The following is a 15,452-nucleotide window of genomic DNA, read 5'->3' on the forward strand; positions in this document are numbered from 1 at the left end:
ATTATTGTGAGCAATGCTTGCGCTGGAGTAATGCCTGGACTCCGATCGTCGACGGTATGACCACCGACAAGACCTCGCAAACGTTTGCGTAGACCGAACTATGCGAACCCTGCTGCTATTTGTCAACGACCTGTTTGGTGTCTCCGTTGGCAAAACCGACCTGCCACGTTAGGCAACGGTGCTGATCAGACCGCCTGTACTGGAGTCCTTGGCCAGTTCTTTCACCAGATTGCCTGCCACTTGTGACAGCGCGCCGTTGGTTTCCGCGATTTGCCCCTGGATCGACATCACCGCCGTGGCCTTGGCTTCCGGGGTCGGATAAGACGCTGCCTGTGCAGCCGCCAGTTGTTGCTGTTGCTCACGCAGTTGCTGTTGCAGTTCCTGCATGCGCTTGAGCAGTACTTGCACCGCAATACTTTGAGTGCTGCCGCCCTTGGACTTGGTTTCGTCCTGAGCACCGCCACCGGTTCGAACCTGGTTGTCGCTGCCCTCTTCCTTCCCCTGCACCTGAGTCGCGGTGTCAGCCGTCGCTTCGCTCAAGGCATTGATCGTCGACGGGGACTTGCCGCCGATGGTGACCGCGCCCGCATTTGGAAAACCAACAGAAAATGACATGGGAACTCCTGTAAGAAAAATAACCTTAACGGGGCATCGACCGATGTGGGGGTTTCTTTAGCATTGATTCCTGATTTGGCAAGGCGACCTTCTCTACAAACGTCGTAGGCATTTTCGGAGAGCCGAACGTAAACGCTCAACCTATTCGGAAACCCGGACGCCTTCATGTTTAACCTCGACTAGAGCCAAGATAATTTCAGATATAAATCAACTAGTTAAAACTTTTTCTCGTTCAACGTTTGGCTGGTACAGATCCTGCTCTCCACCTACACCCCCGGCGTTCAGATCTGCCGGGGGCGTATCTAGATGAACTTGCATCAGCACCGTCTGACTACTAGAGAGAAAATAATGAAATCTGCCTTCAACACTTTTATTCCGGGCGCTTTGGCCCTCCTGCTGCTACTCCCTACCGCCCTTCAGGCAAAAGAAGTCGAAACCCAACAGAAACTGGCGAACGTGGTCATCCTGGCCACCGGCGGCACCATCGCCGGCGCCGGTGCGAGCGCTGCTAACAGCGCGACGTATCAAGCGGCAAAAGTCGGCATCGACCAGTTGATTGCCGGCGTTCCGGAACTCAGCCAATTGGCTAACGTTCGTGGCGAGCAGGTCATGCAGATCGCCTCGGAAAGCATCACCAACGACAACCTGCTTCAACTGGGCCGTCGCGTGGCCGAACTGGCGGACAGCAAAGACGTCGATGGCATCGTGATCACCCACGGCACCGACACCCTGGAAGAAACCGCCTACTTCCTGAACCTGGTGGAGAAGACCGACAAGCCAATCATCGTCGTCGGCTCCATGCGCCCAGGCACGGCGATGTCGGCCGACGGCATGCTCAACCTGTACAACGCCGTCGCCGTCGCCAGCAGCAAAGAAGCGCGCGGCAAGGGCGTCCTCGTGACCATGAACGATGAAATCCAGTCGGGCCGTGACGTCAGCAAAATGATCAACATCAAGACCGAGGCGTTTAAAAGTGCCTGGGGTCCGCTGGGCATGGTGGTCGAAGGTAAATCCTACTGGTTCCGTCTGCCGGCCAAGCGCCACACCATGGACTCGGAATTCGACATCAAAACCATCAAGAGCCTGCCTGACGTAGAAATCGCCTATTCCTACGGCAACGTGAGCGACACGGCGTACAAGGCGCTGGCTCAGTCCGGGGCCAAGGCGATCATCCACGCTGGTACCGGCAACGGCTCGGTTTCCTCGCGGGTCGTTCCGACCTTGCAAGCCCTGCGCAAAGATGGCGTGCAAATCATTCGTTCGTCCCACGTCAACGCCGGCGGATTCGTACTGCGCAATGCCGAACAGCCTGACGACAAATATGACTGGGTGGTCGCGCATGACTTGAACCCGCAAAAAGCCCGCATCCTGGCCATGGTCGCACTGACCAAGACCAACGACAGCAAAGAGCTGCAACGGATGTTCTGGGAGTACTGATTCACCCTCGCCCGACCGGTTCTGGTCGGGCACATTCTTAACCACTCGTCAGCGTTGACGAGTGGTTAACACCCTTGGCAAAACTCCGATAAAAATTTTCTCCTCTTCCTACAGCAAACGGTAGAAACCGCTGTCAGAGGATTTTCTTGAATTTTAAGCAGTTGCGAAAATGCTTACAGTTAAATACTGTATGCACGTACAGCTTACTAAGGATAATCCTGTGGCCACCCCCCCTGCTTCTCCTGATACCTATGCACGCATGGGTCTGCGCGTTCAGAAAATCATCAATTCCCCCACCGCTCAAAAAGCCAAAGCAGCACTGATCTTCCGCCTGCCGGACGAACCAGTGGATGAGTGGGAACAATTGCTCGAAGAAATCGACGAGAACGACAACGTCACCCTCGCCTATCGCGACGATGGCGGTGTGCAAATTTTCTGGGTTGTGCCGAAGGAAGATTGAGTCAATGAGTGTCCGCTGGCTTGCTTTGCTGGTTTTATTCATCTCCCTCGGGGCCCAGGCTGGCGCCCCACGCACCTTCAGTGAAGCCAAAAAAGTCGCCTGGAAACTGTATGCACCGCAATCCACCGAGTTCTATTGCGGCTGCAAATACACTGGCAACAAGGTGAACCTGGCTGCTTGTGGTTATGTGCCGCGCAAAAACGCCAAGCGCGCGTCCCGCATCGAGTGGGAGCATATTGTCCCGGCGTGGCAGATCGGTCATCAGCGCCAGTGCTGGCAGGCCGGTGGGCGCAAGAACTGCACCCGTTACGATCCGGTATTCCAGAAGGCCGAAGCCGATTTGCACAACCTGGTGCCGAGCATTGGCGAGGTGAACGGTGACCGCAACAACTTCAGTTTTGGCTGGCTGCCGGTGCAGACCGGTCAATATGGCTCATGCCTGACCCAGGTGGATTTCAAGGCCAAGAAGGTCATGCCCCGCCCTTCCATTCGCGGCATGATCGCCCGGACTTATTTCTACATGAGCAAGCAATACGGCTTGAGTCTGTCGAAACAAGACCGCCAACTGTACGAAGCCTGGAACAAAACTTATCCAGTTGAAGCCTGGGAACGTCAGCGTAACCAGAGCGTGGCGTGCGTCATGGGTCGCGGTAACGAGTTTGTCGGGCCGGTGAACATGAAAGCCTGCGGCTGACTTTCCGCTGGAAAGTGAAAAGGCCTCGGCGTAAAACCCGAGGCCTTTTGCCTTTTCAGCCACTGCGTTACTGGGCCGCAGGACGCTCGAGCACCAGCAATTCGACATTCTGTTTCTTAGCCCGCGCCAGTGCTGCAGCCACTTCTGCCTGCTTGGCCTCGGTCTCGGCTTTCGAACTGAATGGCCCCATCAGAATGCGCGTCTTGCCGTTTTCCATGATGACGTTGGAGACGAAGCTGTGTTCAATCAGCCAGCCACTCAGATCACTCACTGCCTGGGGTGTTTCACCTCGCACTTCGAGGTCCCATTGCGGCCCGTTTGTCGCGGCGGGGGCGGAAACGACTGCCGGCTTCGTTTTTTGAGCGTCAACACCCTTCCCTTCACCGCATCCAGCCAGCGCCAATACAGCGATTACCAAGACCATTTTGCGCACAACGGTTCCCTCTGAATGCCGAAAGCGGTGATTTTAACATTCATGAATACTTCCCGAGTGCCGCAAAATGGGCACAAAACAACGAGATTGATGGTTGCGGCCTCTGTATAGTTACGCCTTGGGAATTAATGCAGCATCTGCGCGTCAGAAAGAGGCACCCAAACCGTGAGACTTCGCACTAATCTATACATACCACCGACCTCTGCACTGTTCGAATCAGGTGCCCTACAAAGCAATCAAGGAGAAGACCATGCTGATACTCACCCGCAAAGTCGGTGAAAGCATAAATATCGGTGACGACATTACGATCACCATTCTGGGCGTGAGCGGCCAGCAAGTCAGGATCGGCATCAACGCCCCGAAAGACGTTGCAGTGCACCGTGAAGAAATTTATCAGCGCATTCAGGCTGGCCTCACCGCGCCAGACAAGCCACAAACCCCCTGAATCCTGTTGCAGTCAGTAGCCAGCCCGTTCGCCCTGAACACCGGCTGGCTAAAGATTCGAGCGCCGCAATGCCCGCCGGCTCGCTCCCCCTCTCCCGCCAAAACTTGAAGCCGATACTACTGGCATATCTCATGCCATGGCTGTCAGACGTTTCCGAATAACCCCGAGGAAGGACGTGATCGCTCTCGGTCAACCAAAGGTTACCCCACGCGCCATCCCCGTCGCCGCGATGACCATCAGTAACACCAGCAAGCCTTCGATATGACTGAAACGAGCAAACAGTTTTGCCCGAGCGGTATCGATCGTCACGCCACGCCCAAGCGCAATCCGCCATTTGATCAACGCCACCATCGGGGCAACTTCAAGCAGCAGGATCAGCACGAAGAGCGTCATCTTGAGGTGGAACAGTGGCTGGTGAAGGTAGTAATCGGTGCCTTTTTCGTACCCGCCAAAGGCCCGCATCCCTCCGGTGATCAGGAGGATGACCGCAGAAATCCCCCACAGGTTATCGGCCACCAGCACGCGCCGAGCTTCCCCAGTCCCGGCCGCCAGGCGACTGAATGCCGTGCCGCGGTTTAAAACGGCCCAGAATGCCAGCGCAACGGCCAGCAGGTGAATTGCCGCAAGAGACCAATGAACCAGCATCGATGTACCCCCATCAGACCGAGTTTGAGTTTGGCCAGACAGTAGTAGCCCAAAAGACCAGGACTTGCCCGGTTTGGGCGGGCGTTCGAAGGGGCAGGACAAATTTCAGGCAAAAAAAAATCCCAAGCAGCTGATGGAAGCTTGGGACTTAAAAATGCATAAACCGTGGTGGTGAACGCGGCGCGATAATATCCCAGCAACCCACTTGTAACAATATATTTTCGACCACCGGCCGGTTAAAAAAAATCGTAAGCCCTTAAATATCCACACTTTTTTTATGGAACATGAGCAAGGCTCTGGCTAAACCAAGTCATCGCAAACGAAACCAACAGGCCTGAAAACAGCACCAGAAACATTACGTCACAGACGGGCTAGACTCCACCACACAAGAGCTGAAGGCTTCTGAAAGCACTCGCTTTTGACAGCAAGCCCCCCCCCTTTCACCTGAGTACACAAGCCATGTGTGAATCATGTGATTCAAAACCACTTCAAAACGCGGGTGGTCGCCGTAAGTTCCTGAAGTATGCCGGCCTTGGAGCCGGTGCCCTGCTATTGGCTGGCGCCCTGCCTGACCAACTCCTCCTGGCCGCCGAGAAAACGGCGCCACCCCCAAAACCGCAAAACTCAATCAACCCCGACATGGCCCTTCAACGGCTAATGGAGGGAAACGAGCGATATGTTTCCGGTACCTCCAAGATTCATGACTTCAAGGCCGAACGAGAAGCCCTGGTCACAGGCCAGAACCCGTTCGTGTCGGTACTCAGTTGTTCTGACTCTCGTATCGCCCCCGAGTACGCTTTTGACACTGCCCGGGGAGATCTTTTCGCCATACGCGTTGCTGGCAATTTCGTCACTGATGAGGGTTTGGCCAGCCTTGAATACGCTGTCGCGGTGCTTGGTTCACCACTCATCCTCGTGCTCGGGCATGAAGACTGCGGTGCGATTAACGCAGGTATCAAGGCGGTAAAAGATCACACCGTTTTTCCTGGCCACATCCCGAAACTGACTGAGGCACTCAAGGGCTCTATCGAGACGGTACTCAAGGAGCCGGGTAGTCTTCCCGCTAATGCGGTAGCGCAAAATGTCAAAGACTCGGTCAAGCGACTAAAAAATGCTTCCCCCTTGCTGACGGACGCCCTCAGCAAAGGCACGTTGAAAGTAGTGGGCGGCGTTTATCGCCTGGCAACCGGGAAAGTAGACCTGATCGCCTGATTCCAACACCAGTCATTGGCATAGCCAGGCATGAAAAGCCCAGCGCAATGGCTGGGCCCTGGTTACCTTCTGTTTTCCATCATCTTGTCTGCGAGCGCCTTGGCTCTTTCGATCAACAGGTTCTGCCTGTCTTCGTGAGTAGCCCCACCTACGACCGGGGCCGTCAGGTTGCTCTCCGCAATCAATGCAGCGCAGAAAAACTGATCCCAAACAGTTCTAGTCTCAGACGTCTGTTTGTTCGTTTGGTCGGCGATCATATGCGGCTCCTTTTGATGAGGTAGCACCGCCAGTTTACGCCTCAATTGCTGCAAACCGCCCTTTACCTGGATCGAATCACGATCGTCGACGCGAGCATATCGCCAAGACGTTTGCGCGAACCAAAGAAAATAAAGATCCAGTCAAGAATACTCAGGAACGGTGTGGTGATATTGCGCACAAAGGATTGATAAAGATTGCAGTCAAGGTAGCTGCGCTCATCTATCACCGACATGCCCAGCCATTTTTTGCCAACGCTTTGACCATTGGGCATAGCGTCGGAAAACAGGTAATAACCCGCACCCGCGCCCAGCGCCAGGATAGCGACCACGGTGGGAGGCAGACCTACGAAGTCGCCCATTCGCCCCACAAACAAGAACAGAAAGAACGTGATGAGTGAGTCGATCATTTGCCCACCCCACCGACGTCCCAGACCCGCCAGGTTTTTTGGCTTTTGATATTCGTTTTGAGTATTACTGACATCCATGCGTCGTCGCCTGTTGGTGGTTGATACAGGCGTATCGGCGCCACCTCAGCAACGTTTAATTACGCGCTTAGCAACCAAGAGTGTTGCCGCTGACCGAAAACTGACCCAGTAAAGGCTGTTCTGCCGACTGAAAACTGACCCAGGTGTTCAACTGCTTCTGCTCACTTTCCGAGCAGGAGAACACAGGGTGATCAGCATGGAAATGTTGGGAAAAATCCGGCGGATGTACTTCCGCGACAAGCTCTCGCTGCACCAGATAGCCAAGCGTACCGGGCTGTCGAGAAACACCATCCGAAAATGGGTCAGAGCGCCCGAAGCCACTCAGCCGGCGTACCAGCGGTGCGCGACCTTCAACAAACTCAGCCCATTCCACGACACGCTGGAACAGGCGCTGAAAGCCGATTCGTTTCGGGCAAAGCACAATCGCAGAAGCGCCAAAGCACTTTTCGAGCAGATCAAGGCCGAGGGTTATGACGGCGGCTACAGCCAGCTCACAGCGTTTGTACGCTCGTGGCGAGGTGAGCAAGGCAAGTCTTTACGCGCTTTTGTACCGCTGACGTTTGCGCTCGGTGAAGCCTTTCAATTTGACTGGAGCGAAGAAGGGCTGCTGATCGGCGGCCTGTTTCGACGCATCCAGGTCTCCCACATGAAGCTGTGTGCCAGTCGCGCATTCTGGTTGGTTGCGTACCCCAGCCAAGGTCACGAGATGCTATTCGATGCCCATACACGCTCGTTCGGAGCGTTAGGTGGCGTGCCGCGTCGCGGCATCTACGACAACATGAAAACGGCTGTCGACAAGGTCAACAAAGGCAAGGGCCGCACGGTCAATGCCCGGTTTTCCGTGATGTGTGCGCACTACCTGTTCGATCCGGATTTCTGCAACGTAGCCTCTGGCTGGGAAAAGGGCATCGTTGAAAAGAACGTTCAAGACAGTCGACGGCGCATCTGGATCGACGCTCAAAACTGCATGTTCCACACCTTCGAAGAACTGAATGCCTGGCTCGGCCAACGCTGCCGGTCGCTCTGGAGCGAGCTGCCGCATCCGCATTACAGCGGGCTAACGGTGGCAGAGGTCTTGGAACTGGAGCGAGTTGAAATGATGCCGATGCCGACGGCCTTTGATGGCTACGTCGAGCGTACCTTGCGGGTCTCCAGCACCTGCCTGATCAGTGTGGCGCGAAATCGCTATTCGGTGCCTTGTGAGCGAGTCGGCCAGTGGGTCAGCAGCCGTCTGTATCCTTCTCGGATCGTGGTCATCGCCGACGAAACGGTGATCGCCAGCCACGAGCGCCTCTTTGATCGAGATCAGGTCAGTTTTGACTGGCAGCATTACATCCCACTCATCGAACGCAAGCCGGGTGCACTGCGCAATGGCGCACCGTTTGCCGATCTGCCCAAGCCGTTACAACTTCTCAAACGGGGCCTAAGACGTCACAGCAACGGTGATCGAATCATGACGCAGGTGCTCGCTGCCGTGCCCATCGCCGGTCTCGACCCGGTGCTGGTAGCGGTAGAACTGGTGCTTGAGTCGGGAAGTCTGAGCGCCGATCACATCTTAAATGTTCTCGCCCGGCTCACCGCTACTGCACCACCGCCTTCCGTAGAAACCAGCCTGCAACTCAAGGTGGCTCCCGTTGCCAACACGGCCCGATATGACCAACTCCGTACAACAGATGAGGAGAGCCGCAATGCGTGACTTGATGGCAGAACTTAAAGAACTGCGTCTGCATGGCATGGCGCAGGCTTGGGAAGAACTGGCGGCCCAGGGAGAAGCTTCGACGGCATCCTCGAAATGGCTGCTTGAGCATCTGCTCCAACAGGAGCAGGCAGATCGCGCCGTGCGCTCTGTGAATCATCAGATGAACATGGCAAAGCTCCCCATGCACCGTGATTTAGCTGGCTTTGACTTCAGCGCTTCCAGCGCTGATGCCCGTCTGGTCAAGGAATTATCCAGCCTTGAGTTTACGGAGACTGCGCAAAATGTCGTGTTCATCGGTGGGCCTGGAACCGGAAAAACACACCTGGCCAGTGCCTTGGCCGTGTCCGGAATCACCACTCATAACAAACGAGTACGGTTCTTCTCCACGGTCGATCTCGTCAACCTGCTGGAGCGTGAAAAGTACGATGGTAAGGCAGGCCGAATCGCCCAGGGACTGCTTCGAACAGACCTGGTGATACTCGATGAGCTTGGGTATTTGCCCTTCAGTCAGAGCGGTGGCGCGCTGTTATTTCACCTGCTTTCAAAACTGTACGAGCACACCAGCGTGGTCATCACCACCAACCTCAGCTTCTCGGAATGGTCGAGTGTGTTTGGCGACGCCAAGATGACCACTGCGTTGCTGGATCGGCTGACACACCACTGCCACATCGTCGAAACGGGCAACGAGTCCTACCGCCTGCAACACAGCACCTTGGCCGCCCAGACAAAGATCAAATCGCGTGAACGAAAGCGCAAGGACGAAGATGGTATCGAGGACGATGAACCGTTTTGATCTGCACCATAAACACCCTGCCGCATGCCTGCATGCGGTGGGGCCCGATGCGACTTCAACCAGAACACTACTGCTAAGCTTATCCACAATTGCTGGGTGAAAAATCAGCAATCCGCCCTGGGTCAATTTTCAATCGGCAGGGTGGGTCAGTTTTCAATCAGCGCCAACAGACAAGAAGTCCGATCTAGTTGTTTTGGCCTTTGGGATGAATGACGGTGGCGTGTTTAAACCCAACGAATATAAGGCAAACATGCAGGCGGTCATCAGCGCCATTAGAGCGAAACAACCAAGAGTGCCAATACTGCTGGTGTCACCGCAGCGAGCAAACCCTTCGACGTTCATTCAAAAGCGTCTGAACATTACAGGTTATTTGCCTGTACTACGAGAGCTTGCCAGGGACAACGCATCGGTAGCCGTAGCCGACATGACGTCGGCATGGGACATGATGATGTCCAGGAAAAACTATCTGGATGTTACTGGGAACGGCTTGAACCACCCCAACGATTTCGGGCACCGGGTTCTCGCCGAAGTGGTTCTGACGGCCATTCTTGGTCCTGATTACTGATTAAACGATCTTCGCAAAATTGTGCGCGTCCCGATACAGCGTGCCAGTTGGTCTAACTGGTAGCTGCGGCGGTCTTGAGGTTTGTAGTAGAACCCCTCCGTGCCGGCAGCGCGTTGATTCGCAGGGCTGCGGAGCACTGGCTGGCGCGCACGGTGACGACGTGCTGGTGGTCTACAGCTAGATCAAAATCGATCTGAAGGTGTAAACCTTATTCAGGACGGGACATTTTGACAATTGATCACCCAATACGTCCTGGATTCAAAGGAGAGTCTTAGCCTTTTTCCCGTTTTTCATCTCTACGGAGTCGATGATCGACCAACGAACATCGGTGTTCATCAAGCAATAAGGCGTAGCCTCAATTGTTCTCGGCTTCGCCACGCCCCTGTACCGACAAGCAGGCTCATTGCAGCAATGATCAGTTTCGTTCGCATGGAATCGACCCTGGCTTTTCTGAATAGTCGAGCTGCCCGCAACGGACCGACACGCCATTGCAGACGGCCAATGGCGGCATCAAAGCCTGGAATGCCGCCTAGAAATCAGGTAAGACCTTTATAAAAAAGGCCTTGAGCAGTAAAAAAACCACAAAACGCAGCACCTCTTGCGACTCTATAGGACCCAATAAACATTGGCTCAAACGGTTGCGTTTTGGGGAAGAATATTCGCAGAAGAAATCCCGCCTCCGGCGTCCTGCCGAACGTATAAAACACTATCTCGCAACTCCTCAGCACCAAAAGGCGCCAAACCCAAACTCGGGATTGATAATTTTTGACAATTTTTGACTTCAAAGTAACCGCGATCAAGCGCTGAATGGCCGTCTGCCAATTTTGGGAAACTTCCTATAGCCCTTAAAGAGCGGTACAGGTTTACTTTGCCAAAGTTCACTTACTGGCGATGTTTTCGCCTCCCTCGCCCCAACTAGCCAGGTCAAGTCAAGGAAAAATACCGTGAGATATCTTGCCATCTTTGCCTCAACTCTACTGTCCGCCAATGCATATTCTGCCGACACCCTACTGACCAACTATGATTCGTTTCACAAATCCTATTCGGTAGTAAGCGCGGAAGGAGAACTGCCCATACGCAACGTTGTAGTTAAAATCGTCGGCGAACAGTTCTCGTCGTATCGAGGCTTTCAAATCAACTGCGTGAGCCGCAAGCTAAGCGATACCGGGTTTTACAGCACTCCAGATGCAGCAAGGCGTCAGTTACCCGCTCTTGATAGCGCAGAAAAAACCGTCAAAGTACTAACGGACGAAGTGTGGGCTGCAGCGTGCGAGGCTGAACAGCCAACGCTGGTCAACGATAGCGTTCAACCACCCAAAGCATCGTAAGCCCTCTCGCACGTCACACCCCTGGCTCTGGGTTGGTCAGCAACTTCATCCAAATCGCCCGCTCGCTGGTCAGCGCGCTTGAGCACGTCGGCAAGCACCATTGCGGCGCGGGTCGCTGACTTGCTTGCGGTGGCAGCGCAGGAATTGCCGCTGGTTTGACTGACTGCGAGTCGAGCGGCAACGGCGTCGGCTACCCCGCGCAGGTCGTCAGCAGAAGCGCGAGCGGCAGCAGCATCAGAAGTCGCTCGGTCGATGATACGTCGGCCATCTTGCACCGCTTTGTTGATTGACTGCAGATAGGCCTGTTCCTTGGCGCGCGCAACACGAACAACAGGCAAGGGAGTGGGCTTGCGAACGCACCACCACCAAGACAAGAAAGTGCTCAAGCCATAGGTATCAATAGGTCAGGGAGAGTCGTTCACAATTCTGAGTGTGAACAGAGGCAGGCACGAATCCACGCTCACATTGCCTGTGTGAACGAAGCCTATATTTTGTGAACGTTCTGATGAAATCCAAGACAACAAAAAAGGGCCCACCTTTCGGTGAGCCCTTCTAGACCGCCCAGCAGAGCGGATTTTGTTTGGTAGGCGCGATTGGACTCGAACCAACGACCCCCACCATGTCAAGGTGGTGCTCTAACCAACTGAGCTACGTGCCTGCTGTGAGGCGGCATTCTACGGAATTCCGGAGGGGTGTCAACACCTTTTTTCGAGCTAACCCTATGAATATGCAAAATATTTAATTTTGCAGCGATGAAGAAGATTTTCCGGTGGCTGGCGGTCGATTTTTAACTCGGGTAGGATCAAGGCACTCGTAAAATATATTAAACAGAGGCAGCAGGATGGCGAACACTCCCTACCCAGAATCCTATTACGCCGCATCGGCCAATGCGGTTCCGCCGCGCCCGGCCTTGCAGGGTGAAGTAGAGACTGATGTCTGCGTGATCGGCGCCGGTTACACCGGTCTGTCCTCTGCCCTGTTTCTGCTGGAGAACGGTTTCAAGGTAACGGTTCTGGAAGCGGCCAAGGTTGGTTTTGGCGCGTCGGGTCGTAACGGCGGTCAGATCGTCAACAGCTATAGCCGCGATATCGATGTGATCGAGCGCAGCGTTGGCCCCAAGCAAGCACAGTTGCTGGGGCAGATGGCGTTCGAAGGTGGGCGGATCATTCGTGAGCGGGTCGCCAAATATAATATCCAGTGCGACCTGAAGGACGGTGGCGTGTTCGCAGCCATCACGGCCAAGCAGATGGGTCATCTGGAATCGCAGAAGCGCCTGTGGGAACGTTTCGGTCATACGCAGCTTGAGCTGATGGATCAACGTCGTATCCGTGAAGTGGTGAATTGCGATCAGTATGTCGGGGGCATGCTCGACATGAGCGGCGGGCACATTCATCCGCTCAACCTGGCACTGGGTGAAGCCGCAGCCGTTGAGTCGCTGGGCGGCATTGTCTATGAACAGTCGCCAGCGGTACGCATCGAGCGCGGCGCGAATCCGGTGGTGCATACGCCAGAGGGCAAGGTCAGGGCCAAGTTCATCATCGTGGCGGGCAATGCTTACCTCGGCAACCTGGTGCCGGAGCTGGCAGCCAAATCGATGCCTTGCGGGACTCAGGTGATTACCACCGAACCGCTGGGCGAGGAATTGGCGAACAACCTGCTGCCGCAGGATTACTGCGTCGAAGACTGCAATTACCTGCTCGACTATTACCGCCTGACGAGTGACAAGCGCCTTATCTTCGGCGGTGGCGTGGTGTATGGCGCGCGGGATCCGGCAAACATTGAGGCGATCATTCGGCCGAAGATGCTCAAGGCGTTCCCGCAACTCAAGGACGTGAAAATTGACTACGCCTGGACCGGCAATTTCCTGCTGACTCTGTCGCGTCTTCCACAGGTCGGACGGATCGGTGACAACATCTACTATTCCCAAGGCTGCAGCGGCCATGGCGTGACGTATACGCACCTGGCGGGCAAAGTGCTGGCCGAGGCGCTGCGAGGTCAAGCGGAGCGTTTTGATGCGTTTGCCGATCTGCCGCACTACCCGTTCCCTGGCGGACAATTGCTGCGCACACCGTTTGCGGCGCTGGGCGCCTGGTACTACGGACTGCGGGACAAATTCGGATACTGATACAAAAAAGGAGCCGCTGAATGCGGCCCCTTTTTTGTAGGAGTGGTGTTTACAGTTTGTCCCGTGCAATGCCGCTGCGGATCCGCAGGATATCGGCGAGTACCGCAAGGGCGATTTCAGCCGGTGTCTTGCTGCCCAGGTTCAATCCGATCGGCGCATGAATCCGCGCCAGCTCGGCCTCCCCCAGACCACCAATCCTGCGCAACCGCTCAAAGCGCTTTTGCGATGTCTGCATGGACCCCATCACACCGATGTAAAACGCTTCGGTACGCACCGCTTCCATCATCGCCAGGTCGTCGATGCGGGGATCGTGGGTCAACGCCACCACCGCCGTGTCGCTGTGGCAACCGCCGTCAGCAATGAACACCGAGGGCAACTGACGACGAATCTCGACGTTTTCCAGCATCACGCCTTCCAGCACCTCGTCGCGCGGATCACAGAGAATCACTTCGAAACCTAACCCGACGGCGAACGCTGCACACGCCTGCGCAACCGAGGAATACCCGGCCAGCAACAAGCGTTGAGCCGCACCGATCCGCACGCGTACCCGGTCGATCTCACGCTCGATGCGCACGCCCTGCTCGCGATCATCGAACAGGCTGCGCGCACCGCTGGCCAGATCGACTTCGCGGATCAGGCGACGCTGACCCAACAACGCCGACTCCAGTTCTCGCAGATGCGCCTGAACCTCGCAATCCGGCCCAAGGTTCTCCACCAGCACATCGAGTACACCGCCACAGGGCAGACTCACCCGCGAGCGCGGATCATCACCCTCGCCATAACGCACGACGCTGACCGCTTCCAGGAACGCCCCTTCGGCGACTCGCTCGAGAAAGTCCTCCTCGACACAGCCACCCGACAGCGAACCGATCCATTGCCCGTCAGCGTTCACCGCCAGCAGCGAACCCGGTGCACGCGGCGCCGAGCCGTAGGTGGCGAGCACCGTGCACAGCCAGACGCGCTGACCCGCCGACGACCATTGCAGCGCCCGGCGCACGACTTGCAGATCGAGATGCTGCATATCAGTGCGCCTTGTGCTCGAGCGGCGGCGCATCAGCCCGCAACTTCTGCACGTCATTCACCGCCAGATCATCCGGCTGACCACCCCAGCCCTGACGCAGGTAGTTCAGCAAATCAGTCAGTTGCTCGTGACTGAGCTTCTCGGCGAACCCAGGCATTGGCTGCATATGCTCAAACCCGGCAAACTTCTGTTCGCCAATACCGTCGTCGATCACCCGCACCAGGTTGCGTGGATCTTCCAGGCGCAGCGTGGTGTTGCCGCGCATGGCCACCGCGATGTGCGGTTTGCCCTCGCCACCGACCGCGTGGCAACCGGCGCAGACATTCAGGTATTCCTGACGGCCGCGTTGAGCGCTGGCGGTGAGCTTGTCCAACGGCACGTCAGTCAACACCTTGGCTTGCGGCGGTTGATCGCCGAGCAGGAAGGTCGCCATCGCCGCGAGGTCCGGGTCATTGAGGCCCTGGGTGCTGTTGTGGAACACCGGAAACATCTCGTTGAACATCGTGCCCTGAGCGCTCATGCCATGCTTGAGGAACGAGCTCAGGTCCTGATGGTTCCAGCCGCGAGCCGCGAGGTCATTGGCCAGCAGGCTCGGTGCCAGATAGCCATTGAGCAGGCCACCGGTCAGGCGCTTGTCCTGCTGCATCGCGCCCGGCAAACCGCGCGGGGTGTGGCATTCGCCGCAGTGGCCGAGCACGTCGACCATGTACTGGCCGCGCTTATAGGCATCGCTTTTGCCCTCGGTGGACGAAAGCTTCACGTCTTTGCCGTAGAGCATGTTCCAGCCCATCAGGCCCAGGCGCACGTTGAACGGAAAACTGAGGCTGGTGACTGGCGCTGCACGCTCGATCGGCTCGACGGTTTTCAGGTACGCGTGAATCGCGTCCGAGTCGTCACGCGGAATCAAGTGATACGAGGTGTACGGCATCGCCGGGTACAGGTTGGCGCCGTCACGGCGCTTGCCTTCGGTCAGTGCGGCGAAGAATTCGTCATCGTTGTAGAGGCCGATGCCGTGCTCTTTGCTCGGGGTGATGTTGGTGCCGTAGATCGTACCGAACGGCGAGACAATCGGCAGACCACCCGCGTACGGCGCGCCACCCGGCGCGGTGTGGCAGGCCATGCAGTCGGCGGCGCGGGCGAGGTATTCGCCGCGCTTGACCTGATCTTCCGCGTGCGCCAGCAACACCGGCGCAGCCAGACCGACCGCCAATGCCAGGCGGGAAAGTAGTTGCTTCATG

General features: G+C 56.2%; 18 protein-coding genes and 1 tRNA gene. 10 read left to right on the top strand and 9 right to left on the bottom strand.

Annotated elements, in window-relative coordinates:
- Positions 1-168 precede the first annotated feature (168 nt).
- Entirely contained in the window at positions 169-615 is a 447-nt protein-coding gene (locus tag H8F22_RS03595) for a hypothetical protein (RefSeq protein ID WP_027921564.1), read from the bottom strand.
- A 348-nt stretch (positions 616-963) separates the two neighbouring features.
- Here H8F22_RS03595 and H8F22_RS03600 point away from each other — a divergent pair, with 348 nt between their 5' ends.
- The 3 genes from H8F22_RS03600 (at position 964) to H8F22_RS03610 (ending at position 3,206) form a co-directional block, all read left to right on the top strand.
- Positions 964-2,052, top strand: a complete 1,089-nt coding sequence (locus H8F22_RS03600) for an asparaginase (RefSeq protein ID WP_027921565.1) — start codon at positions 964-966, stop codon at positions 2,050-2,052.
- A 169-nt stretch (positions 2,053-2,221) separates the two neighbouring features.
- Positions 2,222-2,512, top strand: coding sequence for a DUF1654 domain-containing protein (locus H8F22_RS03605; RefSeq protein WP_194939763.1), 291 nt, complete (start codon positions 2,222-2,224; stop codon positions 2,510-2,512).
- A 4-nt stretch (positions 2,513-2,516) separates the two neighbouring features.
- Complete coding sequence (locus H8F22_RS03610) at positions 2,517-3,206, top strand: endonuclease (protein WP_059181191.1); 690 nt, start codon at positions 2,517-2,519, stop codon at positions 3,204-3,206.
- Positions 3,207-3,273: 67 nt separating this feature from the next.
- On the opposite strand, the gene H8F22_RS03615 is transcribed toward H8F22_RS03610, so the two are convergent.
- Complete coding sequence (locus H8F22_RS03615) at positions 3,274-3,639, bottom strand: sporulation protein (RefSeq protein ID WP_027921568.1); 366 nt, start codon at positions 3,637-3,639, stop codon at positions 3,274-3,276.
- 250 nt (positions 3,640-3,889) lie between these two features.
- Here H8F22_RS03615 and csrA point away from each other — a divergent pair, with 250 nt between their 5' ends.
- Positions 3,890-4,084: a carbon storage regulator CsrA gene (gene csrA, locus H8F22_RS03620; RefSeq protein WP_007938114.1), complete on the top strand. Its 195-nt coding sequence runs from the start codon at positions 3,890-3,892 to the stop codon at positions 4,082-4,084.
- Between the two features lie 189 nt (positions 4,085-4,273).
- On the opposite strand, the gene H8F22_RS03625 is transcribed toward csrA, so the two are convergent.
- The gene (locus H8F22_RS03625) at positions 4,274-4,729 is read right to left on the bottom strand and encodes a DUF2214 family protein (RefSeq protein WP_027921569.1); all 456 of its coding nucleotides are present in this window, start codon (positions 4,727-4,729) and stop codon (positions 4,274-4,276) included.
- 459 nt (positions 4,730-5,188) lie between these two features.
- Between H8F22_RS03625 and H8F22_RS03630 the strand changes: the two genes are divergently transcribed.
- Complete coding sequence (locus H8F22_RS03630; RefSeq protein WP_194939764.1) at positions 5,189-5,941, top strand: carbonic anhydrase; 753 nt, start codon at positions 5,189-5,191, stop codon at positions 5,939-5,941.
- A gap of 62 nt (positions 5,942-6,003) precedes the next feature.
- Here the strand turns inward: H8F22_RS03630 and H8F22_RS03635 are convergent, their stop codons facing one another.
- Positions 6,004-6,198, bottom strand: coding sequence for a hypothetical protein (locus H8F22_RS03635; RefSeq protein ID WP_059181194.1), 195 nt, complete (start codon positions 6,196-6,198; stop codon positions 6,004-6,006).
- Positions 6,199-6,260: 62 nt separating this feature from the next.
- The gene (locus H8F22_RS03640; protein WP_027921572.1) at positions 6,261-6,683 is read right to left on the bottom strand and encodes an RDD family protein; all 423 of its coding nucleotides are present in this window, start codon (positions 6,681-6,683) and stop codon (positions 6,261-6,263) included.
- Between the two features lie 196 nt (positions 6,684-6,879).
- On the opposite strand from H8F22_RS03640, the gene istA reads away from it, so the two are divergent.
- The 4 genes from istA to H8F22_RS03660 all read left to right on the top strand — a co-directional run bounded on the left by istA (position 6,880) and on the right by H8F22_RS03660 (position 11,068).
- Positions 6,880-8,379, top strand: coding sequence for an IS21 family transposase (istA, locus tag H8F22_RS03645; protein ID WP_194939964.1), 1,500 nt, complete (start codon positions 6,880-6,882; stop codon positions 8,377-8,379).
- A complete protein-coding gene (gene istB / locus H8F22_RS03650) occupies positions 8,372-9,175 on the top strand; it encodes an IS21-like element helper ATPase IstB (protein WP_130209155.1) in 804 nt (267 codons plus the stop codon). Before istA ends, istB begins: the two co-directional genes overlap by 8 nt.
- Positions 9,176-9,380: 205 nt before the next feature.
- Positions 9,381-9,740 carry an SGNH/GDSL hydrolase family protein gene (locus H8F22_RS03655; RefSeq protein ID WP_267463965.1) on the top strand — a complete coding sequence of 120 codons (360 nt, stop codon included), beginning with the start codon at positions 9,381-9,383 and terminating at the stop codon, positions 9,738-9,740.
- A 944-nt stretch (positions 9,741-10,684) separates the two neighbouring features.
- Positions 10,685-11,068: a hypothetical protein gene (locus H8F22_RS03660; RefSeq protein ID WP_194939765.1), complete on the top strand. Its 384-nt coding sequence runs from the start codon at positions 10,685-10,687 to the stop codon at positions 11,066-11,068.
- On the opposite strand, the gene H8F22_RS03665 is transcribed toward H8F22_RS03660, so the two are convergent.
- Both H8F22_RS03665 and H8F22_RS03670 read right to left on the bottom strand, forming a co-directional pair.
- Positions 11,047-11,343: a DUF2514 family protein gene (locus H8F22_RS03665; RefSeq protein ID WP_324188012.1), complete on the bottom strand. Its 297-nt coding sequence runs from the start codon at positions 11,341-11,343 to the stop codon at positions 11,047-11,049. The two genes, H8F22_RS03660 and H8F22_RS03665, sit on opposite strands and share 22 nt — an antisense overlap.
- Positions 11,344-11,649: 306 nt before the next feature.
- Positions 11,650-11,726, bottom strand: a tRNA-Val gene (locus H8F22_RS03670).
- A gap of 183 nt (positions 11,727-11,909) precedes the next feature.
- On the opposite strand from H8F22_RS03670, the gene H8F22_RS03675 reads away from it, so the two are divergent.
- The gene (locus tag H8F22_RS03675; RefSeq protein ID WP_027921573.1) at positions 11,910-13,193 is read left to right on the top strand and encodes an NAD(P)/FAD-dependent oxidoreductase; all 1,284 of its coding nucleotides are present in this window, start codon (positions 11,910-11,912) and stop codon (positions 13,191-13,193) included.
- A 49-nt stretch (positions 13,194-13,242) separates the two neighbouring features.
- Here H8F22_RS03675 and H8F22_RS03680 read toward each other — a convergent pair whose 3' ends face one another.
- Both H8F22_RS03680 and H8F22_RS03685 read right to left on the bottom strand, forming a co-directional pair.
- Positions 13,243-14,214 (bottom strand): XdhC family protein, encoded by a 972-nt coding sequence (locus H8F22_RS03680; RefSeq protein WP_194939766.1) that lies wholly within the window; start codon positions 14,212-14,214, stop codon positions 13,243-13,245.
- A 1-nt stretch (position 14,215) separates the two neighbouring features.
- On the bottom strand, positions 14,216-15,451 hold the full coding sequence (locus H8F22_RS03685; protein WP_027921575.1) for a c-type cytochrome: 1,236 nt from the start codon (positions 15,449-15,451) through the stop codon (positions 14,216-14,218).
- Between the last annotated feature and the right edge of the window lies 1 nt (position 15,452).

It is taken from the genome of Pseudomonas mucoides (genome assembly GCF_015461845.1).
In the GTDB taxonomy this organism is placed as follows: Bacteria; Pseudomonadota; Gammaproteobacteria; order Pseudomonadales; family Pseudomonadaceae; genus Aquipseudomonas; species Aquipseudomonas mucoides.

Coding starts and splice junctions, on each gene's coding strand:
- H8F22_RS03595 (WP_027921564.1), bottom strand. CDS start 615: ATGTCATTTTCTGTTGGTTTTCCAAATGCGGGCGCGGTCACCATCGGC.
- H8F22_RS03600 (WP_027921565.1), top strand. CDS start 964: ATGAAATCTGCCTTCAACACTTTTATTCCGGGCGCTTTGGCCCTCCTG.
- H8F22_RS03605 (WP_194939763.1), top strand. CDS start 2,222: ATGCTTACAGTTAAATACTGTATGCACGTACAGCTTACTAAGGATAAT.
- H8F22_RS03610 (WP_059181191.1), top strand. CDS start 2,517: ATGAGTGTCCGCTGGCTTGCTTTGCTGGTTTTATTCATCTCCCTCGGG.
- csrA (WP_007938114.1), top strand. CDS start 3,890: ATGCTGATACTCACCCGCAAAGTCGGTGAAAGCATAAATATCGGTGAC.
- H8F22_RS03625 (WP_027921569.1), bottom strand. CDS start 4,729: ATGCTGGTTCATTGGTCTCTTGCGGCAATTCACCTGCTGGCCGTTGCG.
- H8F22_RS03630 (WP_194939764.1), top strand. CDS start 5,189: ATGTGTGAATCATGTGATTCAAAACCACTTCAAAACGCGGGTGGTCGC.
- H8F22_RS03635 (WP_059181194.1), bottom strand. CDS start 6,198: ATGATCGCCGACCAAACGAACAAACAGACGTCTGAGACTAGAACTGTT.
- H8F22_RS03640 (WP_027921572.1), bottom strand. CDS start 6,683: ATGGATGTCAGTAATACTCAAAACGAATATCAAAAGCCAAAAAACCTG.
- istA (WP_194939964.1), top strand. CDS start 6,880: ATGGAAATGTTGGGAAAAATCCGGCGGATGTACTTCCGCGACAAGCTC.
- istB (WP_130209155.1), top strand. CDS start 8,372: ATGCGTGACTTGATGGCAGAACTTAAAGAACTGCGTCTGCATGGCATG.
- H8F22_RS03655 (WP_267463965.1), top strand. CDS start 9,381: ATGAATGACGGTGGCGTGTTTAAACCCAACGAATATAAGGCAAACATG.
- H8F22_RS03675 (WP_027921573.1), top strand. CDS start 11,910: ATGGCGAACACTCCCTACCCAGAATCCTATTACGCCGCATCGGCCAAT.
- H8F22_RS03680 (WP_194939766.1), bottom strand. CDS start 14,214: ATGCAGCATCTCGATCTGCAAGTCGTGCGCCGGGCGCTGCAATGGTCG.
- H8F22_RS03685 (WP_027921575.1), bottom strand. CDS start 15,451: ATGAAGCAACTACTTTCCCGCCTGGCATTGGCGGTCGGTCTGGCTGCG.